The organism is Pseudomonas sp. NPDC096925, from assembly GCF_044762545.1.
GTDB lineage: Bacteria > Pseudomonadota > Gammaproteobacteria > Pseudomonadales > Pseudomonadaceae > Aquipseudomonas.
In genome coordinates, this window is record NZ_JBIWEM010000001.1 from 225862 (window position 1) to 248888 (window position 23027).

20 protein-coding genes are annotated in these 23027 nt (G+C 62.7%); 8 read left to right on the plus strand and 12 right to left on the minus strand.

Translation table 11 applies throughout. From position 1 onward, the window contains the following. Positions 1-6 precede the first annotated feature (6 nt). Complete coding sequence (locus ACIQYU_RS01115) at positions 7-228, minus strand: DUF3820 family protein (RefSeq protein WP_015268980.1); 222 nt, start codon at positions 226-228, stop codon at positions 7-9. A 203-nt stretch (positions 229-431) separates the two neighbouring features. Here ACIQYU_RS01115 and ACIQYU_RS01120 point away from each other — a divergent pair, with 203 nt between their 5' ends. Next, positions 432-908, plus strand: coding sequence for a PA2169 family four-helix-bundle protein (locus tag ACIQYU_RS01120; protein ID WP_207832496.1), 477 nt, complete (start codon positions 432-434; stop codon positions 906-908). Here ACIQYU_RS01120 and ACIQYU_RS01125 read toward each other — a convergent pair. The 11 genes from ACIQYU_RS01125 to norR form a co-directional block, all read right to left on the minus strand. Next, complete coding sequence (locus ACIQYU_RS01125) at positions 905-2395, minus strand: diguanylate cyclase domain-containing protein (protein ID WP_402797865.1); 1491 nt, start codon at positions 2393-2395, stop codon at positions 905-907. The two genes, ACIQYU_RS01120 and ACIQYU_RS01125, sit on opposite strands and share 4 nt — an antisense overlap. A gap of 236 nt (positions 2396-2631) precedes the next feature. After that, positions 2632-3966, minus strand: coding sequence for an OprD family porin (locus ACIQYU_RS01130; protein WP_207832499.1), 1335 nt, complete (start codon positions 3964-3966; stop codon positions 2632-2634). Positions 3967-4171: 205 nt separating this feature from the next. After that, positions 4172-4396, minus strand: coding sequence for a hypothetical protein (locus ACIQYU_RS01135; RefSeq protein WP_207832502.1), 225 nt, complete (start codon positions 4394-4396; stop codon positions 4172-4174). 202 nt (positions 4397-4598) lie between these two features. Beyond that, on the minus strand, positions 4599-5987 hold the full coding sequence (locus ACIQYU_RS01140; protein ID WP_207832504.1) for a heavy metal sensor histidine kinase: 1389 nt from the start codon (positions 5985-5987) through the stop codon (positions 4599-4601). Then, complete coding sequence (locus ACIQYU_RS01145) at positions 5962-6636, minus strand: heavy metal response regulator transcription factor (protein ID WP_063911272.1); 675 nt, start codon at positions 6634-6636, stop codon at positions 5962-5964. The genes ACIQYU_RS01140 and ACIQYU_RS01145 overlap by 26 nt, the downstream gene beginning before the upstream one ends. Before the next feature lie 9 nt (positions 6637-6645). After that, positions 6646-9738, minus strand: coding sequence for a multidrug efflux RND transporter permease subunit (locus tag ACIQYU_RS01150; RefSeq protein WP_233687285.1), 3093 nt, complete (start codon positions 9736-9738; stop codon positions 6646-6648). Beyond that, positions 9735-10898: an efflux RND transporter periplasmic adaptor subunit gene (locus ACIQYU_RS01155; protein WP_241106275.1), complete on the minus strand. Its 1164-nt coding sequence runs from the start codon at positions 10896-10898 to the stop codon at positions 9735-9737. The genes ACIQYU_RS01150 and ACIQYU_RS01155 overlap by 4 nt, the downstream gene beginning before the upstream one ends. A 290-nt stretch (positions 10899-11188) precedes the next feature. Then, complete coding sequence (locus tag ACIQYU_RS01160; RefSeq protein WP_402797871.1) at positions 11189-11923, minus strand: YkgJ family cysteine cluster protein; 735 nt, start codon at positions 11921-11923, stop codon at positions 11189-11191. Then, a complete protein-coding gene (locus tag ACIQYU_RS01165) occupies positions 11920-12231 on the minus strand; it encodes a hypothetical protein (protein WP_025337739.1) in 312 nt (103 codons plus the stop codon). The genes ACIQYU_RS01160 and ACIQYU_RS01165 overlap by 4 nt, the downstream gene beginning before the upstream one ends. An 88-nt stretch (positions 12232-12319) precedes the next feature. After that, positions 12320-13219, minus strand: coding sequence for a chemotaxis protein (locus tag ACIQYU_RS01170; RefSeq protein WP_233693857.1), 900 nt, complete (start codon positions 13217-13219; stop codon positions 12320-12322). Positions 13220-13491: 272 nt separating this feature from the next. Further along, complete coding sequence (gene norR, locus ACIQYU_RS01175; RefSeq protein WP_233687282.1) at positions 13492-15045, minus strand: nitric oxide reductase transcriptional regulator NorR; 1554 nt, start codon at positions 15043-15045, stop codon at positions 13492-13494. A 154-nt stretch (positions 15046-15199) separates the two neighbouring features. On the opposite strand from norR, the gene hmpA reads away from it, so the two are divergent. The 7 genes from hmpA (at position 15200) to cyoE (ending at position 22726) form a co-directional block, all read left to right on the plus strand. Continuing rightward, positions 15200-16378 carry an NO-inducible flavohemoprotein gene (hmpA, locus tag ACIQYU_RS01180; protein WP_207832516.1) on the plus strand — a complete coding sequence of 393 codons (1179 nt, stop codon included), beginning with the start codon at positions 15200-15202 and terminating at the stop codon, positions 16376-16378. Between the two features lie 457 nt (positions 16379-16835). Next, complete coding sequence (locus ACIQYU_RS01185) at positions 16836-17342, plus strand: disulfide bond formation protein B (RefSeq protein ID WP_207832518.1); 507 nt, start codon at positions 16836-16838, stop codon at positions 17340-17342. Between the two features lie 559 nt (positions 17343-17901). Then, entirely contained in the window at positions 17902-18846 is a 945-nt protein-coding gene (gene cyoA, locus ACIQYU_RS01190; RefSeq protein WP_015268993.1) for a ubiquinol oxidase subunit II, read from the plus strand. Positions 18847-18849: 3 nt separating this feature from the next. Next, positions 18850-20868 carry a cytochrome o ubiquinol oxidase subunit I gene (gene cyoB, locus ACIQYU_RS01195; protein ID WP_207832521.1) on the plus strand — a complete coding sequence of 673 codons (2019 nt, stop codon included), beginning with the start codon at positions 18850-18852 and terminating at the stop codon, positions 20866-20868. Between the two features lie 3 nt (positions 20869-20871). Further along, positions 20872-21495, plus strand: coding sequence for a cytochrome o ubiquinol oxidase subunit III (gene cyoC / locus ACIQYU_RS01200; protein ID WP_063911281.1), 624 nt, complete (start codon positions 20872-20874; stop codon positions 21493-21495). Continuing rightward, positions 21495-21827, plus strand: coding sequence for a cytochrome o ubiquinol oxidase subunit IV (gene cyoD, locus ACIQYU_RS01205; RefSeq protein WP_025337746.1), 333 nt, complete (start codon positions 21495-21497; stop codon positions 21825-21827). The genes cyoC and cyoD overlap by 1 nt, the downstream gene beginning before the upstream one ends. Positions 21828-21838: 11 nt before the next feature. Further along, complete coding sequence (cyoE, locus tag ACIQYU_RS01210; RefSeq protein WP_016484944.1) at positions 21839-22726, plus strand: heme o synthase; 888 nt, start codon at positions 21839-21841, stop codon at positions 22724-22726. The last annotated feature ends 301 nt before the right edge of the window (positions 22727-23027 follow it).

Consider the following 23027-nt stretch of genomic DNA (forward strand, 5'->3'; position numbering starts at 1 on the left):
AGCAGGTCAACGCCCGTGCTTCTGCCGCAACGGCACAAGCAGATCGCCCAGCCCGTTGTGGTCGATCTCATGCATCAACGCCAATAGCCCACCCAGTTCCCCCGCCGGGAAACCCTTGCGTGCAAACCAGGCCAGGTAATCACCTGGCAGGTCGGCAATGATTCGTCCCTGGTACTTGCCAAACGGCATGGTGCGGGTCACCAGCAGTTCGAGGGTTTCCGGCTTCATCATCGGCGCACCTGGCTGTTGAAAAGCGCCGACCATACTGCAATCTGCACGAAGGCCCAAGCGGCAATCATGCAGAACGCCGGTTTCAGCATTTACTCTTGTCATCATATCTATTTGATTTAAAAGTATTTTATTGAGAGCACAAGGTTGGCACGAACGCTGCTCCCTTACAGATGACTATCACCTGCCAAGGAGTTCGTACCATGAGCAATCCCAACAAAGACGTGATCGATGTGCTCAACGACCTGATCGAGTACAGCAAGGATGGCGAGAAAGGCTTCAAAGCCTCGGCCGATGATGTGAAGAACCCCGAACTGAAAGCGTTCTTCGTTCAACGTGCCGGTGAGTGTGCCAATGCTGCCGGTGAACTGCAGAGCGAGGTGCGCCGCCTGGGGGGCGACCCGGAAACCTCCACCAGCATCAGCGGTGACCTGCATCGGGGTTGGGTCAACCTCAAGGCGATGGTGACCGGCAAGGATGAGGAAGCGGTGCTGAACGAGGTGGAGCGGGGCGAGGACCATGCCCTCAAGGCCTACAAGGAAGCCCGTGAGAAACTGGTGAAGCTGGGCCGCGGCGCCAGCGACCAGACCTACACCCTGGTGGAAAAACAGCTGCAAGGCGTGCAGCGCAACCATGACCAGGTCAGGGCCCTGCGCAACGCCGCTCGCGCCCGCGCCTAGTCGGCAGGCCCCTCTACCCGGTTGCGGCCTTTGGCCTTGGCCCGGTAGAGCGCTTCGTCCGCAGCACCCAGCACCCTCGCCAGGTCGTGCTGGGTGCCCGACAGGCCGATACCGATGCTCACGGTGACCGAGTGGGCATCGTCGGCAAACGGCGCCAGCGCCTCGACGCGGGCGCGGATGCGCTCGGCCAGCAGTCTCGCACCGGCCAGGTCGGTTTCCGGCAGCACTACCTGGAACTCCTCACCGCCATAGCGCGCCGCCAGATCGGCCGGGCGACGGATGCACGCCTCGATGGCCTTGGCCACTTCGCGCAAGGCATGGTCGCCACCGGCGTGGCCATGGCGCTGGTTGAAGGCCTTGAAGTGGTCAACATCCACCATCAGCACCGCCAACGGCGTGCGGTTGCGCTGGGCGCGGGCCCATTCCTGGCGCAGTACCTGATCCAGGTGGCGGCGGTTGGCCAGGCCGGTCAGGCTGTCGGTAGCGGCAAGGGTCGCCAGGCACTGTTCGGCCTCCTGGCGGCGGCGCAATTCGCGCCCCAGCAACAGTGTCAGCCAGAGAATTCCTACGCACAGTACGCCGGTGGCGACGCTGACGACGATCGCCGTGCGGCGCCAGGACTGGAACACCTCCTCGGCGGAGTGAGCCACCAGCACGATCAGCGGCAGCTGCGGGACTCGGGCAAAGGTGTACATGCGCAGCGTGGCACTACTGCCGGAGCGGGCGGTGAAACTACCGCTCTGTTCGTTGAGTATGCGCTTGAAATTGGCGCGATTGGCGTAGTTGGTGCCTATAAGCGGATCTTGTGGCCGTGATGGCTGGCGGGCGAGCAGCTGTCCGTCGGCGTTGAACAGGCTGATGTTGCTGTCATCACCGATATCCAGGCGCCGGAACAGGTCGCTGAAGTAAGACAGGCGCAGCGCACCCGCTGCCAGACCAGCGAACTCGCCATTGGGGCCGGGGATGCGCCTGCTGAAACTGATGCACCAGTCCTGGTCACCCAGCGTGGCCTTGAACGGTGGGCCCACCAGCAGGCCGAGGTTGGGGTTGTGCAGGTGTGCCTGGAACACCCCGGTGTCGCCGAAGTTGGCCCGGCGTGGCACGCTGCTGGTGGAATCGCCTACCACGTTGCCTTGCTTGTCCAGCCACAGCACGTCACCGCGCTTGCGGTCGACGAAGGCTTCATTGAAGAGCAGGCGTTGGCGCACCGGGGCGGGAATTTCCGGCAGCTCCTTGCGCCCGACCGCCCAGATCAGGCCCTGCAGTGACTGGTCGTAGAGTTCGACGTTGCGCAGGATGTCGCTTTCGATCAGCTGGACGATATTGTTGGACGAGCGGATCGCCGACAGCTCGACATTGTCGCGCTCACGCGCCAGCAGGTAGCTGACGATGGCCACAATGGCGAGCACGGCAAGGCAACTGCCCAGGTTGAGGATCAGCTCGGGGTGCGATCTGTAGAGTGCGAAACGCGGTGGTCGGGGGGTCATGCTCGCTACTGCGTGGGCAGGGCCATTCGCGGCGGCGACATTCTAGGGAAGCGGGGATTGTCGAACAACATTTGTCCGACGGAATCACGGTATACCTTGTTTTGGACTGTCCACAAGCCCCTGTGGGAGCGGGTTCACCCGCGAAGAAACCAACGCGGTGTCTGGCACCGGCTTCGCCGGTGTTCGCGGGTGAACCCGCTCCCACAGGGGGTATGTGTGCGTCCCGTAAACCAGGATCAGAACACGTTCAACGGGTAATCCACGATCACGCGCAGTTCATCGTTGTCGCTGTTGCTGTCGATCGATGCATAGCCCTGGCTGCCACGGTGGGTGGCATAGCGCACCAGCACCGACAGGTCCTTCAGATCACCCTCCTGGAACACATACTTCACGTCCAGGTCGCGCTCCCAGTGCATGGCGTTCTTGCCATCGGCACGGTAGTAGTCGTAGTGGGTGGTGTCCTGGGTAGCCTTGGTCAGGTCCGCTTCACCGCGCGAGTACGACAGCACCGTGGTCAGACCAGGGATGCCCACACCGGCGAAGTCATAGTTGTACTGCAGCTTCCACGAACGCTCGTTTGGCGCGTTGAAATCCGAGTACATGCGCGAGTTGTCCAGGTAGATGCTGTCGCCCAGGTTGATGTAGTCGAACGGCGTGTTGCCATTGACCCGCTGGTAGGCGGCAGTGACGCTGTGGAACCCGGCGTTGACGGTGAAGTGCACGCTGTAGGTGTTGTTGTCGATCTTGCCCAGCAAGGCCTGGCCGGTGTCCTGGGTGTGATAGAAGTGCACGCCCGGATTCAGGCTGACCAGGTCGTTGACCACGTAGGTGTAGTCGAAGTCGGCGTAGTACTGGTTCCAGATGTCCTTCAGCTCGGCTGCATACAGGTTGGCGGTAACGTTCGGGGTACCGCTCCACGACGCGCCGGCCCAGTTCAGGTGCTTGCTCTTGTCATGCTCGTCCAGCGAGCCGTAGTAGGTGTCGATGCGGCGGTGGCCGCTCTGGTTGTACGGCTTGGTGAAGCTGACCTGGCCGCCTTCGAGCAGCAGGCCGTCGATGCTGGTGTTGGTCAGGCTAACCCCACGGAAGGTCTGCGGCAGCATGCGGGATTCGCCGCCGGCGATCACCGGGTTGGTCAGGAACAGGTCACCGGCTTTCAGCTCGGTGCCGAAGGCCTTGAGCTTGACTGCGGCACCGGCAGTGGAGAACGAGTGCGGGGCAGCACCCAGTTCGTCTTCGTTCTTCTGGTGGGTTGGCAGGATGCTGGTGCCAGCATGGCCGCCACCGCCGTCCAGTTTCAGGCCCAGCATGGCATGGGCATCCAGACCAAAGCCGATCACGCCCGGGGTGTAGCCCGACTCGAAGCGTGCAACCGCGCCCTGGCCCCACTCGCGGGTGTCGCGCACGCCGGCGTTGCGGTTGTCGCGGTTGAAGTAGGCATTACGGAAATGCAGGTTGAAGGACGAGCCTTCGATGAAGCCATCAGCCTTGTCTTCATCTGCCTGGGCGGCGAAAGGGATCGTTGCAGTCAACGCAATGAACAGCGGGGTAAAACGAAACGCGGAAGGCACCGGTACTAGCTCCTTTGGTCTGACGGTGGGGCAGTTTTTATTTTCGAATGTGCGTCTTTTTTATAGGTGAACGTTACAGCTGGGCTGATAGTTAAAGCACATAAAAAAAGCCGCTGATCGGCAGCGGCTTTAAAAGGCTAACATATCGGCACCGGTGGTGCCCATGGCGTAGCCAAGGGAAAACGGGAGCAGCGACAGCGCTTGATCAGCTGTCGGCATTGGCATCGATAGAAACCTTGGAAGCTGTCTGTTTTGCGTCTTTGGCTGAATCGGCCTGCTGTGCGGCTACGGCTTCGCGGAACTCTTGGTGGACTGCGGCAAACTCAGCGTTACGGGTGACGAACGCCTGGGATTCTTCGGCCATGGCCAGGGGCGACAACAACAGGGAAGACAGGACGAAGACGCTGGCAATACCCATACTGTTGGACATTTGAAACTACCTTCTTGCGGTGCAAGTGCTAATGAGGACGGGGGTAAAGTTAGTCCTTTCAATACACTTGAAACAGAGCGAAGTGCGATAAGCACTGTTGCGCAAAAGGTAATTATCGCAGGAAAAAGCAATAGGACTTTCGCCGCAAAGCCGCATGCTAGAGAGCCTGCGCGGTCTTTACTTTTGTGGGAGCGGCCTCCTGTCAGGCATGGGTGGGCAGCCTGATACCAAAGGTATTGGCCCCAGCCGCACTACGCACAAACACCTCCCCACCATGCATCAGCGCAATCGCCTTGACGATCGCCAGGCCCAACCCGTGGTTTCCCCCGCCGCTGTTGCTGCGTGCTGCATCCACCCGGTAGAAGCGTTCGAACAGCAACGGCAGGTGCTCATCGTCGATCGCCGGCCCCGGGTTGCTCACGGCGATGCTGACCTGCTCCGGCCCGGCAGCGATCTGCACCTCGATCACCTGGTGCGGTGCAGTGTGCTGCACGGCGTTGTTCAGCAGGTTGATCAGTGCCCGGCGCAGCTGCGCCTTTTCGATGGGCACCTGGGCATCGCCGCTCACGCTCACGCTGACCTGCGCGTCTTCAAGGATGTAGTCCAGGTAGTCGAGGGTGGTCGCCACTTCTTCGGCCAGCGAGGCCTGGGTCAGGGCGGTGGCCTTGCTGCCCTGGTCGGCGCTGGCCAGGAACAGCATGTCGTTGATGATGCTGCGCAGGCGCTCCAGCTCCTCTAGGTTCGATTGCAGCACTTCGAAGTAGTGCTCGGCGCTGCGCCCGCGGGTCAGTGCCACCTGGGTCTGGCCGATCAGGTTGGTCAGCGGCGAGCGCAATTCGTGGGCGACGTCGGCATTGAACGCCTCCAGCCGCGAATAGGCCTGGCTTACCCGGTCAAGCGCAGCGTTGAAGGCGCCAGCGAATTGCGCCAGCTCCGGGGCCAGGGCGTGGGTCTGCAGACGCCCGTCCAGGCGCGGAGGGGCCAGCGCCTGGGCCTCAACGGACAATGCCAGCAGCGGGCGCAGGCCGATGCGCGCCACCCAGTAGCCCAGCAGCGAGGCCAGCAGCACGCCAAGCACCGCCAGCCCGACAATCGCCACCAGCAGGCTGTGCTGGGCCTGCCAGAAGGTTTCGGTGTCGATGCCGATCAGAAAGCGCAGCGGCGGTCGCTCACCCAGGGCCGGCAGCTCGCTGACCAGCACCTTGTAAGGGTAGGGCCGGTCGGGCAGGCGCAGGTCGCGCATGCCCTGTGCCCCTTCGGCGAAGGCGCGGACCAGCTCGCTGGGGTGGCCGTATTCGTAGGCCGGGTTGCTGCTGACTACCCAGAAGCGAATGCGTTTGTCCTCTTCACTGAGCAGGTTGAGCTTGTTGTTGATCTTGACCCAGTGTTCCGGGCTGCCGAAGCGGTTGAGGGTGGATTCGAGCACGCTGAAACGTGCATCCAGCTCTGCCTGCGGCAGCAGGTCGAGGCTGCGGTCGACCTGGCGGTACAGCGCCGAGCCGATCAGCAGGAACACGCCCAGCGCCACCAGGATGAACAGTGCCGACAGGCGCAGCGCGATGGAATTACCCGGCACGGTTTTCCAGGACATAGCCCATGCCTCGGATGGTGTGCAGCAACTTGTTGTCAAAAGGCCCGTCGAGCTTGGCGCGCAGGCGCTTGATCGCCACTTCGACGACGTTGGCATCGCTGTCGAAATTGATGTCCCAGACCAGCTCGGCAATCGCCGTCTTCGACAGGATTTCGCCTTGCCGGCGGGCCAGCACGCTGAGCAGCGAGAACTCCTTGGCCGTCAGCTCCAGGCGCTGGCCGGCGCGCGTGACCTTGCGCGCCATCAGGTCGATCCACAGGTCACCCACCTGCACCTGCAGGGGTTCATGGTTGCTGCTACGGCGGGTCAGGGCTTGCAGGCGGGCGACCAGTTCGAGGAAGGAGAACGGCTTGCCCAGGTAGTCGTCGGCACCCTCGCGCAGGCCATGGATACGGTCTTCGACCCGTTCGCGGGCGGTCAGCATGATCACCGGCGTCTGCTTGCGCGCGCGCAGGGCGCGCAGCACGCCATAACCGTCCAGGCCCGGCAGCATCACATCCAGCACGATCACTGCATAGTCACCTTCCAGGGCCAGGTGCAGGCCGTCGATGCCGTCCCGCGCCAGGTCGACGGTAAACCCCTGCTCGCTGAGGCCGCGATGCAGGTAGTCGGCGGTTTTTTCTTCGTCTTCGATGATCAGTACACGCATGAGCTTGTCCTAACTGGCACTGGGCGCCGCCGCACGGGCGGCCCGGCGGCGGTGGAACAGGCGCTCCAGGGCCAAGTATATGACCGGGGTGGTGAACAGCGTCAGCGCCTGGCTCACCAGCAGGCCGCCAACCACGGCGATGCCCAGTGGCTGGCGCAGTTCGGCGCCGGTGCCGAAGCCGAACATCAGCGGCACCGCACCGAGCAGGGCGGCAAGGGTGGTCATGATGATCGGCCGGAAGCGCGTCAGGCAGGCCTGGTGGATCGCCTGCTCCGGCGTCAGGCCATGGCGGCGTTGGGCTTCGAGGGCGAAGTCGATCAGCAGGATGCCGTTTTTCTTGACGATGCCGATCAGCAGCACCACGCCGATCAGCCCCATGATGCTGAAGTCCTGGCCCATGGCCCACAGCAGTATCAGCGCGCCGAGGCCGGCCGAGGGCAGGGTGGAGATGATCGTCAATGGGTGGACGAAGCTTTCGTAAAGCACACCGAGGATGATGTACACCGCCACCAGTGCTGCCAGGATCAGCCATGGCTGGCTGGACAGCGAACTCTGGAAGGCCTGGGCCGCGCCCTGGAAGTTGCCGCTGATGGAATCGGGCATGCCCAGCTCGCGCTGGGTGCGTTCAAGGATGGCCACCGCATCGCCCAGGGCCACGCCAGGGGCCAGGTTGAACGACAGGTTGGCCGCCGGGAACAGGCCGTCGTGGCTGATCGACAGCGGCCCGGTACCGGGCGGCGCCACATGGGCCACTGCCGACAGCGGCACCATCTCGTTGGTCAGCGGCGAGCGCAGGTAGAAGTAGTTGAGGCTTTCGGCCTTGCCACGCTGGCGGGCATCCAGTTCGAGGATCACCTTGTACTGGTTGGTCTCGGTCTGGAACTCACTGATCTGCCGCTGGCCGAAGGCGTCGTACAACGCCTGGTCGACATCGGTGGTGGTCAGGCCGAAACGTGCCGCGGCCTGGCGGTCGATATCGATGCGGGTGACGCTGGCGCCCAGTTGCAGGTCGTTGGACAGGTCGCGCAACGCCGGGTTTTCCCGCAGGCGCTCGGTCAGGCGCTGGGTCCACAGGTTCAGCGCCATGCCGTCGTTGCTCTTGAGCACGTACTGGTACTGGGTGCGCGACGGGCCGGAGCTGAGGTTGATGTCCTGGCCGGCGCGCATGTACAGGACGATGCCCGGCACCTGGGCCAGCTTGGGCCGCAGCCGGTCGATCAGTGCGCTGGCCGACACATCGCGCTCGCCACGCGGCTTGAGGGCGATCCAGAAGCGGCCGTTGGCGATGGTCTGGTTGCTGCCGGTAACGCCCACCGAGTGGGAGAACGCGCGCACCGCCGGGTCGGCCTCGATGATCTTGGCCAGCGCCTGGTGCTTCTCGATCATCGATGGGTACGACACATCCGCCGCCGCCTCGCTGGTGCCGAGGATGAAGCCGGTGTCCTGCAGCGGGAAAAAGCCCTTGGGGATACCTACGTAACCTGCCACCGCCAGGGCCAGGGTCAGGCCGAACACGCCGAGGGTCAGGCGCTGGTGGGCGAGGGCGTGGTCCAGGCCCTTTTCGTACCACCTGACCAGGCGCTCGCCGAAGCCGCCCTTGTGCTCGCCGGGCGGGCGGCGCATGAACAGCGCACACAGGGTTGGCGCCAGGGTCAGCGAAACCACCACCGAAATCAGGATGGTGGCGGTGGCGGTAAGGGCGAACTCCTTGAACAGCCTGCCGACCACACCGCCCATGAACAGCAGCGGGATGAACGCGGCAATCAGCGAGAAACTGATCGACACCACGGTAAAGCCGATTTCCCCCGCGCCCTTGAGCGCCGCCGTGCGGCTGTCGTCGCCGGCCTCCAGGTGGCGGTGGATGTTCTCCACCACGACGATGGCATCGTCGACCACGAAGCCCACCGAGATGACGATGGCCACCAGGGTCAGGTTGTTCAGGCTGAAGCCGAAGATGTACATCAGCGCACAACTGGCAATCAGCGATACGCCGAGCACGCTGGACACCACCAGGGTCGCTGACCACTGGCGCAGGAACAGCGCCATCACCCCGATCACCAGGGCCACGGCGATCATCAGGGTCAGCTCCACTTCGTGCAGCGAGGCGCGGATGGTCTGGGTGCGGTCCTGCAGCACCGACACCTCGACCGAGGCCGGCAGCATCTCCTGCAGCTTGGGCAGCGCGGCCATTACCCGGTCCACGGTATCGACAATGTTGGCGCCGGGCTGGCGGAAGATCACCAGGTTCAGCCCCGGCTGGTCGCCGGACCAGGCTTTGACGTAGGCGTTCTCGGCGCCGTTGATCACCTTGGCCACGTCCTTCAGGTGCACCGGTGCACCGTCACGGTACGAGACGATCAGCTGGGCGTAGTCGTCGGGGTGGAACAACTGGTCGTTGGCGGCGATGGTCGACACGCTGTGCTCGCCGTACAGCGCGCCCTTGGCCAGGTTCAGGCTGGTCTGCTGGATGGCCTGGCGCAGGTCGGCCAGGGTCAGGCCGATGGCCGCCAGCTTCTCGGGTTGCGCCTGCACGCGGATCGCCGGGCGCAGTTGCCCGGTGATGTTGATCAGGCCCACCCCTTCGATCTGGCTCAGCTGGCGCGCCAGCAGGGTTTCGGCGTAGTCGCTGAGTTCGTTGCCGGGCATCTGGCTGGAGCTGACGGTCATCACCAGCACCGGGCTGTCGGCGGGGTTGACCTTGCGCCAGGTCGGCGGGTTGGGCAGGTCTTGTGGCAGGCGCGCAGTGGCGGTGTTGATCGCCGCCTGCACTTCCTGGGCGGCAGTGTCGATGTTCTTGTCGAGCGTGAACTGCAGGATCAGGGTGGTCGAGCCCAGCGCGCTGCTGCTGGTCATCTGGGTCATGCCAGGGATGGCGCTGAACTGCACTTCCAGCGGCGTGGCCACCGACGAGGCCATGGTTTCCGGGCTGGCGCCGGGCAGCTGGGCGGTCACCTGAATGGTCGGGAAGTCTGCCTCAGGTAGCGGCGCTACCGGCAGGCGCGGAAAAGCGATGGCCCCCAGCAGCACCAGGGCGAAGGTCAGCAGCAAGGTGGCGATGGGGTGGTCGATGCACCAGGCCGAAACACCGTTGCGCGTGTTCATGGCTGGCTCCGGCGGTCAGCCATTTCCGAGGGGGCGGGGGCGTCGGGGGCCACTTCGACCCGCGAACCGGGCTTGAGCCGTGACTGGCCGTCGAGCACCAGACGCTCGCCCGGCTTGACCCCGGCAATGATGTTCAGCCCGCTGTCCTGGTACAGCACCTTGACCGGCACACTGGTGACCCTGTCACCGTCCAGGCGGTAGACGAAGTGCCCGTCGACGCCGCGTTGCACCACCGGCGGCGGCACTACCAGGGCGTTTTCCTCCACTGCGGTGCGCAGGCGAATGGTGACCAGCTGGCCCGGCCACAGGCGGCCGTCCTTGTTGTCGAACTCGGCTTTTACCCGCACGGTGCCGGTGGTGGTGGAAATCTGGTTGTCGATCAGCGCCAGGTGGCCTTCACCGAGCAGGCTGCGTTCGCCGTCGGCGTCCATATAGGCCTGCACCAGCGCCGGGGTGGGCGCCTTCAGCAGGCTCTGCAGGGTCGGCAGCATTTGCTGTGGCAGGGCGAACTCGACGGCGATCGGGTCGATCTGGGTGACGCTGAACAGGCTGCGGGTATCGCTGGTGCGCACCAGGTTGCCGGGGTCGACGTTACGAATACCCACCCGGCCGGTCACCGGCGAGCGGACCTGTGTGTACGACAGCTGCACCTCGGCATTGGCGATGGCTGCCTGGTTGCCCTTGACCGTGGCCTGCAGGCGGTTGACCAGGGCCTGCTGCTGGTCGAGGGTCTGCTTCGATACGCCGTTGTCGGTACTCAGCAGGCGGTAGCGCTGCAGGTCGACATTGGCGACCTGGATCTGCGCCTGGCTCTGGCCCAGTTCGGCACGGGCCTGGTCGAGGCTGGCGCGGATGGCACGGTCGTCGAGGGTGGCCAGCAGGTCGCCTTCCTTCACCCACTGGCCTTCCTTGACCAGCACCTGGGTCAGTACCCCCTCCACTTGCGGGCGCACTTCGACGCTGTGCAGCGACAGCACCGAACCGATGGCGCTGGTATAGCGCGGCACGTTCTGCTGGACGACACTGACCACGCGCACCGGCACGGCGGTTTGCGCGCGGGCGGCAGGTGCGGGCTGGCGCTGGCCGAACCAGAGACCCGCTACCGCCAGGACGAGGAGCGCCAGGGTGGCGAGGAGGACAGGGCGGGACGGACGTCGCATCGGTGCGGGCACCTTGGCCGGAGGGGAGGGAAGGGAGCTGTATTCAATCTTATAGCCCCCGAACCGGGTCGGCAGCGTGACCGCTGGCTGACAGCGCTGTCAGTTTCGCTTGCCGCGCCACTACGCACCTAGCATGCGAACTGCGCCCCCTGTGGGAGCGGGCATGCCCGCGAAGAATACAACGCGGTGCATGGCACCGGCTGCGCCGGTGTTCGCGGGCACGCCCGCTCCCACAGGGACCGCGGCCGGCTTTGGTTCCTGTGCAAGGCGGTTGCCCCGCCAAGGCATAGCTAGAAGCTGATGAAGGCGTAATACACCGGGGGCTCGCTGGTGGTGCGCAAACCATGTTCCTGCAAGCTCGCCACCAGCGCCGCGTCCTCCACGTGCAGGGTCCACTGTGCCAGGCCAGCCTCCGGTACCTGCTCCAGACCCGCGCGGAAGGCCCCCATGTCAGGCAGGTAGGCAGTAAATCCGTTGCCCTTGAGTGCACTGGTGGTCATCCCCAGCGCCTGGCACACCGCCACCTTCGCGGCGATGTCATCGCGGTCGGCCTGGCGCGAGGCCTGCACCAGCGCCTCCAGTTCGGCATCGACCAGTTGCGTGCCGTGAATCAGATCCGGCCCCTGCTGCCAGGCTTCCGGCGGGCAGTCCTTGCTGTCCGGCCGCAGCGGGATATGCGGGTTGATTTCCACCGGGTAGATGCGACAGACCAGCGGGCGCTGGTCATAGATGGTGCACATGTCGTTGTCGTCAAGGTTGCGGCAGCGGCCGGGATTGAACGCGGCAAAGGTCACCGATACGCGTGCCTCGCTGTCGCCGCAGGGCACGGGATGGGAACGACGCAGCACATGATCACGTTGTTCTACCGGCATGCCAGGGCCGTCCGCCACGAAGGCTTCGATCAGCACCACCACCTGGCCGGCGTTGTCCGCCCAGCGGCGTGCTTCGGCCAGGGTCAAGGGCACGTGGTGGCCGGTGCAGCACTTGCCGCAGCCGGTACAGGCGAAACGCAGGTTGTCGGTCACTTGGCTTCCGGGCTCCATTCGCTGACAAAGGCGCGCTGGTGCTGGCGGTCGTACAGGCACAACTCGGTGCCGGTGCGCTGCTGCATGTGCTTCTGGGGGTAGACGCCTTCGATCAGCAGGGCACTCATGCCCACCTGGTCATCGAACTCGGCAGGCTTGCTGCGGGCGTGTGCGTCCTTGAACTGGCTGGCGGCCAGGCAGGCCTTGAGCATCTGCTGGCGCTGCTCGTTCCAGGCCTGGCTGCTGGAAGCCTGGGCAATACCGCTGAAGAGGGCGCAACTGATCAGGATAGAGCTGAGAAACTTCATACACGATTCCGGCAAGTTACCTGCGAGGGGCGCGAATTATGCCCGACTCGACCCCGGCGGCAAGCCGGGGAGTTTGTCTCCGAATATATCAACGCTCGGCGAACACCACGGCGCGCGCCGCCACCACCAGACAATCGGTCAGCTCCGGCGAGGAGAACTTGGTGAGGATGGCATTGGCCCCGGCCTGGGTCGCCTTTTCGCTGCTCATGGCGCTGTCCAGCGAGGTATGCAGCAATATGTACAGGTGCTGGAAGTCGGGGGTTTCGCGCAGGGTGCGGGTGAAGGCGTAGCCGTCCATTTCGCTCATTTCGATGTCGGAGACGATCACGTTGATTTCCTGCGCGGTGCCTTGCAGGTCCAGCAACACGTTGATGGCGTCCTTGGCGCTGCGCGCGGTGTGGCATTCGACGCCGAGGTTGCGCAGGGTGTGCACCGACTGCTGCAGGGCCACCTGGCTGTCATCCACCACCAGGATGTTGGCGGCGGCCAGCAGGCTGGCGTCTTCCTCACTCAAGGTGCGCTGAGGCGGCTCAGGCGTCGGCGGGGCGATGGCATGGATGACTTTTTCGATGTCCAGCACCTGCACCAGGGTGTTGTCGACCCGGGTCACGCCGGTGATGAACGATCGGCTGCCTGAGCCATAGGGTGGTGGTTTGATGTCGGTGCTCAGGCAATGCACGATGCGGCTGACCGCCTGCACATGCAGGCCCTGACGCGAGCGGCTGATCTCGGTAACGATCAGACAGCCACCGTCCGGGTCGGCCAGCGGCCGTTCGCCAATGGCGCGGGACAGGTCGATGACCGACAGCGGGTTGCCGCGCAGGGTCGCCACGCCTTTCACGTGGGGGTGCGATTCGGGCAGCTTGGTCAGCGGCGGGCAGGGGATGATCTCGCTGACCTTGAGCAGGTTGATTGCCATCAACTTGCCGCTGCGCAGGGTGAACAGCAGCAGGGACAGCGAGTCCGCGCGGGCATTTTGCGTGGCCATGGTGACCTTCATGGGGAACAGGGAGTAACCGGTTATCGGCCTGTTCGGGCTTGGCTTTAGTCATTTTGCACCGAGCCAAGGAATGCTCGGGCCCCTGTGGGAGCGGCTTTAGCCGCGAACACCGGCGCAGCCGGTGCCATGCACCGCGTTGGATTCTTCGCGGCTAAAGCCGCTCCCACAGGGTACGCGGATTGCTTGCAATTTCAGCTATTCATGCGACAGCGCAGGCCAAAGGGCCGGGCCACCTCCCACAGGTACCGCGCTGGTTTCAATCAGCGCAGCCCCAGCCGACGGGCCAGGCGGCTAAGGTTGGCCCGGTCCAGGCCGAGTTCCCGGGCAGCCGCTGCCCAGTTTCCTTCGTGCCGCTGCAGACAGGCTTCGATCACCTGGCGCTGGTAGGCGTCGACGGCTTCGCGCAGCCCCCCCTCGGGTAGCGGTGCTGCCTGCAAGGACGCGGCAGGGGAGGGCGGGATGCCGGGCGTTGCCGTTGCGCGCAGGTCCAGGTCGATGGCTTCCAGGGTAAGGATGCGTGGCCTGTCAGGGTGTTGGCCCAGCGCCTTGAGCGCCGAGCGACCGATCAGGTGTTCCAGTTCACGCACGTTGCCTGGCCAGTCGTAGGCCAGCAGCGCGGCCTGGGCTTCGCTGCTCAGGCGCAGGCTGTTCAGGCCCAGGCGCGAACGGTTCTGTTCGAGGAAGTAGCCGGCCAACAGCAGCACATCTCGCCCACGTTCGCGCAACGGTGGCACGTGCAGCGGGTACACGCTAAGGCGATGATAGAAGTCGGCGCGGAAGTTGCCAGTGCGTACTTCTGCTGCCAGGTCGCGGTTGGTGGCTGCGATCAGGCGCACATCCACCCGGTGCTCGCGGTCCGAGCCCAGGCGCTGCAACTGGCCGCTCTGCAGCACACGCAGCAGCTTGGCTTGCACCGTCAGCGGCAGTTCACCGACTTCGTCGAGGAACAGTGTGCCGCCATTGGCCAGTTCGAACTTGCCACGGCGCTCGCCATGGGCACCGGTGAAGGCACCGCGCACATGGCCGAACAGTTCGCTTTCCACCAGGGTGTCGGGCAGGGCAGCACAGTTCAGGCTGACCAGCGGTTTGTCGGCGCGGTTGCTGGCCTGGTGCAGGGCCTGGGCCACCAATTCCTTGCCAACGCCGGTCTCACCGGTGATCAGCACGGTCAGGTCGCTGCCACCGACCAGGCGGATTTCCTCCACCAGGCGCTTGTGCGCAGGGCTCTGGCCAATCAGCTCTTTATCCTGGCCGCTGGCCTGGCGGTAGATCTCGGCGCGGTGGTGCTCGTCTTCCGCGCGCAGGGCCAGGTGCTCGATGCGCTCGGCCACGGTGACCGTGGCGGCGGCCAGGCTGGCGAAGGCCTGCAGGGCGCCCAGCTCCAGGCTCTGGAACTGCCCCGGGGTGAGGGCGTCGAGGGTAACCAGGCCCCAAGGGCGTTCGTCAACCATCAACGGGCAGCCCATGCAGTCATGTACTTCCAGGTTGGCATCGGGGGTGTTGACCAGGCCGTCGTAAGGGTCGGGCAGCTCTGAGTCACTGGCAAAGCGAGTGGGTTCCGGGCTGCTGAGCAGAACCTGGAAGCGTGGGTGCTCGCTGACCCGGAAGCGCCGGCCCAGTGTATCGGGGCTCAGGCCGTCCACTGCCAGCGGCACCAGCCACTCGCCGTCCAGGCGCAGCAGCGCGGCGGCATCGCAGGGCAGCAACCCACGCATGGCCTGCAGCAGGCGGCGATAGCGTTCCTGGTCGGGCAGGTCGCGGGACAGGTCGCTGACCAGGGGCAGCAGGGTGGTGAGCAGCGGCTTTGTGGTCATATTGACTCCTGTAAGTCGATATGACTATACGCCGGGGTGGGTCGTTTTGACATGATCGGCGTCAACTGCCTGATTTTGCTGGAGATAAAAGTTGGCACGGTTGATGTAATGACCGAGGCAGTCATTCGAAGCCACAGGCTCAGGAGTTGTTGCAATGCTCAATGCCGAACAACGTGCAATCATCAAGGCCACTGTCCCCCTGCTGGAAAGCGGCGGCGAAGCGCTGACCACCCACTTCTACAAGATGATGCTCAGCGAGTACCCGCAAGTGCGTCCGCTGTTCAACCAGGCCCACCAGGCCAGTGGTGACCAGCCGCGCGCCCTGGCCAACGGCGTGCTGATGTATGCCCGCCACATCGACCAGCTGGAGCAGCTTGGCGGCCTGGTCGGCCAGATCATCAACAAGCACGTTGCCTTGCAGATTCTGCCCGAGCACTACCCGATCGTCGGCAGCTGCCTGCTGCGCGCCATCGAAGAAGTGCTGGGCAAGGAAATCGCCACCCCCGCCGTGATAGATGCCTGGGGCGCGGCCTATGGCCAGCTGGCCGACATCCTGATCGGTGCCGAAGAGAATCTCTATAAACAGAAGGAAGAGGCCGAAGGTGGCTGGCGCGGTACCCGCGAATTCCGCCTGGTACGCCGTGAGCAGGAAAGCAGCGAAATCGTATCGTTCTACTTTGCCCCGGTGGATGGCAAGCCGGTGCTCAAGGCCGAGCCTGGCCAGTACATCGGCCTGAAGCTGGACATCGACGGTGCCGAGCAGCGCCGTAACTATTCCCTGTCGGCATTGTGCGACGGCAAGGAATACCGCATCAGCGTCAAGCGCGAGGCGGGCGGCAAGGTCTCCAACTACCTGCACGACGTACTGGCGGTGGGCGATACCCTGCAGCTGTTCCCGCCGGCTGGCGATTTCACCCTGGTTGCCAGCGACAAGCCGCTGGTGCTGATCAGCGGTGGCGTGGGGATTACCCCGACCCTGCCAATGCTGCAGGCGGCACTGCAAACCCAGCGTGAGGTGCATTTCATTCACTGCGCGCGCAACGGTGCCGTGCATGCCTTCCGCGACTGGATCGACGAGCTGGCCGCGCGTCACCCGCAGCTCAAGCGCTTCTACTGCTATGCCGAACCGCAGGGTGGCGCCGCAGCTGATGCCTTAGGCCTGCTGAGCGAGGACCTGCTGGCCGAGTGGCTGCCGCAGGAGCGTGACGTGGATGCCTACTTCCTCGGGCCCAAGGGTTTCATGGCGGCGGTCAAGCGCCAGCTGAAGGGCCTGGGTGTGCCAGAGCAACAGAGCCGCTACGAGTTCTTCGGGCCGGCGGCTGCGCTGGAGTGATGTAGCGCCTGCACTGGCCCTTTCGCGGGTGAACCCGCTCCCACAGTGATCGCACAGGTTTTGAACCTTGTGGGGGCCCTGTGGGAGCGGGTTTACCCGCGAAGAGGCCGGTACAGGCTTACAGAATATTTATCCCGGCCGCTGGGCCGCACCTCACCTTCCTGCCTATATAAAGGAGAGATGAAAGCGCCAGTGCAGCTTTCATCGTTAATCGTCCTTTAATCACGGTATCCTTCACTCCCGGGTGTCGAGGGGCTTGCTCCTGCGCGGCACCCGGCAGCCGTTTTTTTGCCGCCCGACGTTGAACCGACGTCGTTGCGGCCGGTCTCAGCCACACCGGATAGCCCAGCAGCGCCATCACGCCGCTTCCTCGGCACGCTCAAAGGCCCTGCCCAGCGTGTAGACTTGCGCCCAGGCAGGCGGACCACGCTGCCACTATCCATCGAAGGAACCGGCAATGAACGAACAAACATCGCGCCTGAATCGGGAACGGCGCTTTCTGGTGCTGTTGGGCCTGATCTGCATTTCGCTGATCGGTGGCGCCCTCTACATGCAGATAGTCCTGGGCGAGGCACCCTGCCCATTGTGCATCCTGCAGCGTTATGCGCTGCTGTTCATTGCCGTGTTCGCCTTCCTCGCCGCGGCGATGCCCGGGCGCCGCAGCCTGACCTTCTTCGAGGCACTGGTGGTGCTCAGCGCCATTGGCGGAATCGTTGCGGCCGGCAACCATGTGTATATACTCGCCAACCCCATGGTCAGTTGCGGCATCGACACCCTGCAACCGATCGTGGACGACCTGCCGCTGGCCAAGCTCTGGCCGCTGGTGTTCCAGGTCGACGGCTTCTGCAGCACGCCGTACCCGCCGATCCTCGGTTTGTCTCTGGCGCAATGGGCGCTGGTTGCGTTCGTCCTGACGGCCGTCCTGGTTCCGCTCGGGATCTATCGCAACCGACGCCGGGCTTAGACAAAAGTCCCGAATTGCATGGGGTCTTTTGCGCCGCATGAGAAGAGGGGAAATTTGCTCCCCGCTTGATCCAGATCAACCCGGAGGCCTTGCAGAATGCGGCTTTGGGGCCTAGCAAGCGGGGTGCGACAAACTGTCGCGAAGTTGAGTTTTTGAGCAGTATTGTTGCAGATTCTGTAAAAGACTGTTGCTCAATAAGTCATAGTCAAGGGTTGGCGACCTATCTACAATCGCCCCCAATTTCCGTTCGGCACTGCTTGCAAGTCGCAGGATTGAAGGAAGCCCCAGCGCTCCTTTTTGCTGACTTCGTCAAGTTTCGCCCAACGGCGATACCGGGCGGACCCCCCTCCGCGTTTTCCCGCACCAAATGGACTTGGTCTGAAGTACAGGCCTGTTGCCTACGAAACCATAAGCACCGCTAACTCGCTTCACGCCTAGGTCCTGCAGTCAGACCCCGGGCAGGAGCGAGTACGGGCGTGAAATGCCTCACTTGGCAGGACGAAGTGTTGGCTACCAAAACACAAATTGCATTGAAGCAAGCTGATCTAGAGGTCGTGAGATGAGTAAAAAGCGTTACCCCAGACTGTTTGGCATATTGCCCTTTTTAGGCATGCTTTTACTCAGTGGGTGCAACTGGACCCTGCTCGACCCGAAGGGCCAGGTCGGCATTGAGCAAAAGAACCTGATCCTGATCGCTACCGGCCTGATGCTGCTGGTGGTGATTCCGGTCATTATCATGACCGTGGTTTTCGCCTGGAAGTACCGTGCTTCCAACAAGGCTGCCACCTACACCCCCGACTGGTCGCACTCGACCAAGATCGAAGCCGCGGTGTGGATCATCCCGATCCTGATCATCATCGCCCTGGGCTACTTCACCTACCACTCCACCCACAAGCTGGACCCGTACCGTCCGCTGGATTCCGATGTGAAGCCAGTGCAGATCGACGTGGTCGCGCTGGACTGGAAGTGGCTGTTCATCTACCCGGAGCAGGGCATTGCCACGGTCAACAAGATCGTCTTCCCGGCTAACACCCCGGTCAACTTCCGCGTCACTTCCGATGCCGTGATGAACTCGTTCTTCATCCCGGGCCTGGGCGGCCAGATCTACGCCATGGCCGGCATGACCACCAAGCTGCACCTGATCGCCAACGAAAACGGCGAGTTCGACGGTATCAGCGCCAACTACAGCGGTGCTGGCTTCACCGGCATGAAATTCAAGGCTACTGCCACCTCCCAGGAAGACTTCGACAAGTGGGTCGCCGAGGTCAAGCAGTCGCCGAAGAAGCTGGACAAGGCCGAATACGACGCCTTGGCCAAACCAAGCGAAAACAACCCAGTCGCGCTGTATAGCGAGGCTTCGCCTGACCAGTTCCAGCTGATCGTCGACAAGTACGAAGGCATGAACCGCGGTCGTCCGAGCCACGAAGAAGCAGGCAGCAAAGATCTGGCCACTACCAAGGGTGTGGAATCGAGTATGCAACCAGCTGCCGGTGCAGAGGAGTAAGAGATGTTCGGTAAACTAAGCCTGGAGGCGATACCCTATCACGAGCCGATAGTCATGGTGACGCTTGCCATGATCGCGCTCGGTGGTATCGCTGTCGTCGGTGCTATCACCTACTTCCGCAAGTGGACCTACTTGTGGACCGAGTGGTTGACGACTGTCGACCACAAGAAGATCGGGGTGATGTACATCATCGTCGCGATGGTCATGCTGCTGCGCGGCTTTGCCGACGCCATCATGATGCGTACCCAGCTGGCTGCCGCTACCGGTGGCTCCGAAGGCTACCTGCCGCCTGAACACTATGACCAGATCTTCACCGCTCACGGTGTGATCATGATCATCTTCATGGCGATGCCGTTCTTCACCGGCCTGATGAACCTGGCGGTTCCTCTGCAGATCGGTGCACGTGACGTTGCCTTCCCGTTCCTGAACTCCCTGAGCTTCTACCTGCTGCTGGCAGGCGTGCTGCTGGTCAACATCTCGCTGGGCGTTGGTGAATTCGCCAAGACCGGCTGGGTTGCCTATCCGCCGCTCGCGGGCATTCAGTACAGCCCTGGGGTGGGTGTCGACTACTACATCTGGGCGCTACAGCTCTCAGGCCTGGGTACGACGCTTACCGGCGTGAACTTCCTCGTCACCGTGATGAAGATGCGCGCCCCTGGCATGAAGCTGATGGACATGCCGATCTTCACCTGGACCTGCACCTGGGCCAACGTGCTGATCGTGGCTTCCTTCCCGATCCTGACCGCTGCACTCGCTCTGCTGACTGTTGACCGTTATCTGGACTTCCACATCTTCACCAACGAGCTTGGTGGGAACCCGATGATGTACGTCAACCTGTTCTGGGCGTGGGGTCACCCTGAGGTCTACATCCTGATCCTGCCGGCCTTCGGCGTGTTCTCGGAAGTTACCTCCACCTTCGCAGGCAAGCGTCTGTTCGGCCACCACTCGATGATCTACGCATCGGGCGCCATCGCCGTGCTGGGCTTCGCTGTATGGCTGCACCACTTCTTCACCATGGGTGCCGGCGCCAGCGTCAACACCTTCTTCGGCCTGGCGACGATGCTGATCTCCATTCCGACCGGTGTGAAGCTGTTCAACTGGCTGTTCACCATCTACCAGGGCCGTCTGCGCTTCACCGCGCCGATCATGTGGACCCTGGGCTTCATGATCACCTTCTCCATCGGTGGCATGACTGGTGTTCTGCTGGCTGTTCCAGGTGCTGACTTCGTGCTGCACAACAGCCTGTTCGTAATTGCTCACTTCCACAACGTGATCATCGGTGGTGCGGTATTCGGCTACATCGCCGGCTTCGCCTACTGGTTCCCGAAAGCCTTCGGTTTCACCCTGAACGAGAAGTGGGGCAAAGCTGCCTTCTGGTTCTGGATCTCGGGCTTCTACGTAGCATTCATGCCGCTGTACGCCCTGGGCTTCATGGGCATGACCCGTCGTCTGAACCACTCCGACAACCCACTGTGGGAACCCTACCTGTACGTAGCCGTTGTCGGCGCCGTGCTGATCCTGTTCGGTATCGCCTGCCAGCTGATCCAGCTGTACGTATCGGTTCGCGATCGCAACCAGAACCTGGACGTGACCGGCGACCCATGGGGCGGCCGTACCCTGGAATGGTCGACTTCGTCGCCACCTCCGTTCTACAACTTCGCCCACATGCCTGAGAAGGTTGGCCTGGATGCCTGGCACGAAGCCAAGGAAGCCGGTGTTGCCTACAAGCCTGCGGCCAAGTACGAAGCGATCCACATGCCGAGCAACACCTCCACCGGTTTGTTCATGGGCCTGTTCCTGACCGTCTTCGGCTTCGCCTTCATCTGGCACATCTGGTGGCTGGTTGGCGCGAGCCTGGTTGCAACCATCGCTGTCTTCGTTCGCCACGCTGCGCGTGACGACCAGGGCTACATGGTTCCGGCCGAAGAAGTGGCGCGCATCGAAGGCGAGCGCATGAAAGCGCTGGCCAAAGCAGGTGCTCTGCCTGCCGGCGCACGTGTCGAATCGTTTGAGCGGGTGTAATCAATGTCCAGTCAAGTAATGCACGGTGCTGCTCATGGTCACGACCATGGGCATGACGACCACCACCACGACTCGGGCCAGATGACCGTACTCGGTTTCTGGCTGTACCTGATGACCGACTGCATCCTGTTTGCGTCGCTCTTCGCCACCTACGCGGTGCTGTCCGGCAGTTTTGCCGGCGGCCCGTCGGGTCATGACATCTTCCAGCTCGATTTCGTAGCTGTTGAAACGCTGTTCCTGCTGCTGTCCTCGATCACCTTCGGCTTCGCCATGCTGAAGATGTTCGATGGCAAGAAAGCTGGCGTACTGGGCTGGTTGGCTGTGACCTTCCTGTTCGGTGCAGGCTTCATCGCGATGGAAATCTATGAGTTCCATCACCTGATCGGCGAAGGCTTCGGCCCGAACCGCAGTGGCTTCCTGTCGGGCTTCTTCGCCCTGGTAGGTACCCACGGCCTGCACGTGACCGCCGGCCTGATCTGGATGGCAGTCATGATGTACCAGATCAACAAGCACGGCATCACGCCGACCGCCAAGACCCGCATGAGCTGCCTGAGCCTGTTCTGGCACTTCCTGGACGTGGTCTGGATCTGCGTATTCACCGTCGTCTACCTGCTGGGAGTTCTGTAATGGCTAACGCACACGACACTCATCACGAAGGTAACCACGGCAGCGTCAAGTCGTACATGATCGGCTTCATCCTGTCGATCATCCTGACTGCGATCCCGTTCGGCCTGGCCATGTCGCCAAGCCTGCCGAAGAACCTGACCGTTCTGATCATTGTTGCCATGGCCGTGATCCAGGTAGTCGTACACCTCGTGTACTTCCTGCACATGGACCGCTCGAAAGAGCAACGTAGCAACGTGTCGACGTTCCTGTTCACCGCTCTGGTGATCGCTCTGCTTGTCGGCCTGTCGCTGTGGATCATGTTCAGCATCCACTTCGAAATGTTGGCCAAGTGAGGTAAGACTGCATGTCCGTTAAGCACTTTATCCAAATCACCAAACCGGGGATCATTTTCGGTAACGTGCTTTCCGTGGCAGGCGGTTTCTTCCTTGCCTCGAAGGGCCATGTGGATTTCGCCCTGTTCCTGGCGGTGGTGATCGGTACTTCGCTGGTGGTTGCGTCCGGATGCGTGTTCAACAACTGCATCGACCGTGACATCGACCACAAGATGGAGCGCACCAAGAACCGCGTCATGGTCCAGGGCGGCATGTCGCTGCCCCTCGCGCTGATCTACGCCACCCTGCTCGGGGTGGCGGGTTTCAGCCTGCTGTATGTCCAGGCCAACCCGCTGTCGGCGTTCTGCGCAGCTGTAGGCTTCATCGTCTACGTCGGTTTCTACAGCCTGTGGCTGAAGCGTAAATCGGTGCACGGCACCTTGGTCGGCAGCCTGTCTGGTGCCATGCCTCCGGTGATCGGCTATTGCGCCGTGAGCAACAGCTTCGACCTGGCTGCGGTCACCTTGCTGGTGATGTTCAGCCTGTGGCAGATGCCGCACAGCTTCGCCATCGCGATCTTCCGCTTCAAGGATTACAGCGCTGCCAACATTCCGGTCCTGCCGGTGGCTCGCGGCATCCTCGCGGCGAAGAAGCAGATCGTGCTGTACGTGCTGGCCTTCGTGCTCGCAACCCTGATGCTTACCCTCGGCGGTTACGCCGGCCTCGGCTACCTGGCCGTGGCAGCAGCCATGGGCCTGTACTGGCTGTACATGGCCTGGGGTGGCTACAAGGCCGAGGACGACAGCAAGTGGGCCCGCAAGGTGTTCGGCTTCTCCATCCTCACCGTCACTGCCCTGAGCGTGATGATGGGTGTGGACAGCCAGACCGCTGCGGACGTGCTGATGACTTATGCACGCTGATACTGCTGCCTGTTACACGAAAGCCCCGGCCATTGTGCCGGGGTTTTTTTATGGGTTTTTTCCTGTGCTGGCCCTTTCGCGGATGAACCCGCTCCCACAGGTTCGTGCACAGGATTTGAGCTTGGTGCGTCCCCTGTGGGAGCGGGTTTACCCGCGAAGAGGTCGGACCTGAAATATAAATTTGAAATTTTCAAAAAATACATCTGAAAAATTCTAACAAAACAGGAAATTGTCCTTTACAGTCATACTGTTTCGGCACTATCTTCTGATCCAGGCCGCCACATCGGCCAACGTCGCTCGG

What these genes read in the sequence shown, in the direction of transcription:
- ACIQYU_RS01155 (WP_241106275.1), bottom strand. Translation starts at nt 10,898, where the DNA reads ATGCGACGTCCGTCCCGCCCTGTCCTCCTCGCCACCCTGGCGCTCCTC.
- cyoE (WP_016484944.1), top strand. Translation starts at nt 21,839, where the DNA reads ATGTCCGTTAAGCACTTTATCCAAATCACCAAACCGGGGATCATTTTC.
- ACIQYU_RS01125 (WP_402797865.1), bottom strand. Translation starts at nt 2,395, where the DNA reads ATGACCCCCCGACCACCGCGTTTCGCACTCTACAGATCGCACCCCGAG.
- cyoA (WP_015268993.1), top strand. Translation starts at nt 17,902, where the DNA reads ATGAGTAAAAAGCGTTACCCCAGACTGTTTGGCATATTGCCCTTTTTA.
- ACIQYU_RS01165 (WP_025337739.1), bottom strand. Translation starts at nt 12,231, where the DNA reads ATGAAGTTTCTCAGCTCTATCCTGATCAGTTGCGCCCTCTTCAGCGGT.
- ACIQYU_RS01185 (WP_207832518.1), top strand. Translation starts at nt 16,836, where the DNA reads ATGAACGAACAAACATCGCGCCTGAATCGGGAACGGCGCTTTCTGGTG.
- cyoD (WP_025337746.1), top strand. Translation starts at nt 21,495, where the DNA reads ATGGCTAACGCACACGACACTCATCACGAAGGTAACCACGGCAGCGTC.
- ACIQYU_RS01145 (WP_063911272.1), bottom strand. Translation starts at nt 6,636, where the DNA reads ATGCGTGTACTGATCATCGAAGACGAAGAAAAAACCGCCGACTACCTG.
- ACIQYU_RS01115 (WP_015268980.1), bottom strand. Translation starts at nt 228, where the DNA reads ATGAAGCCGGAAACCCTCGAACTGCTGGTGACCCGCACCATGCCGTTT.
- ACIQYU_RS01150 (WP_233687285.1), bottom strand. Translation starts at nt 9,738, where the DNA reads ATGAACACGCGCAACGGTGTTTCGGCCTGGTGCATCGACCACCCCATC.
- cyoB (WP_207832521.1), top strand. Translation starts at nt 18,850, where the DNA reads ATGTTCGGTAAACTAAGCCTGGAGGCGATACCCTATCACGAGCCGATA.
- ACIQYU_RS01140 (WP_207832504.1), bottom strand. Translation starts at nt 5,987, where the DNA reads ATGTCCTGGAAAACCGTGCCGGGTAATTCCATCGCGCTGCGCCTGTCG.
- norR (WP_233687282.1), bottom strand. Translation starts at nt 15,045, where the DNA reads ATGACCACAAAGCCGCTGCTCACCACCCTGCTGCCCCTGGTCAGCGAC.
- ACIQYU_RS01120 (WP_207832496.1), top strand. Translation starts at nt 432, where the DNA reads ATGAGCAATCCCAACAAAGACGTGATCGATGTGCTCAACGACCTGATC.
- cyoC (WP_063911281.1), top strand. Translation starts at nt 20,872, where the DNA reads ATGTCCAGTCAAGTAATGCACGGTGCTGCTCATGGTCACGACCATGGG.
- hmpA (WP_207832516.1), top strand. Translation starts at nt 15,200, where the DNA reads ATGCTCAATGCCGAACAACGTGCAATCATCAAGGCCACTGTCCCCCTG.
- ACIQYU_RS01170 (WP_233693857.1), bottom strand. Translation starts at nt 13,219, where the DNA reads ATGGCCACGCAAAATGCCCGCGCGGACTCGCTGTCCCTGCTGCTGTTC.
- ACIQYU_RS01135 (WP_207832502.1), bottom strand. Translation starts at nt 4,396, where the DNA reads ATGTCCAACAGTATGGGTATTGCCAGCGTCTTCGTCCTGTCTTCCCTG.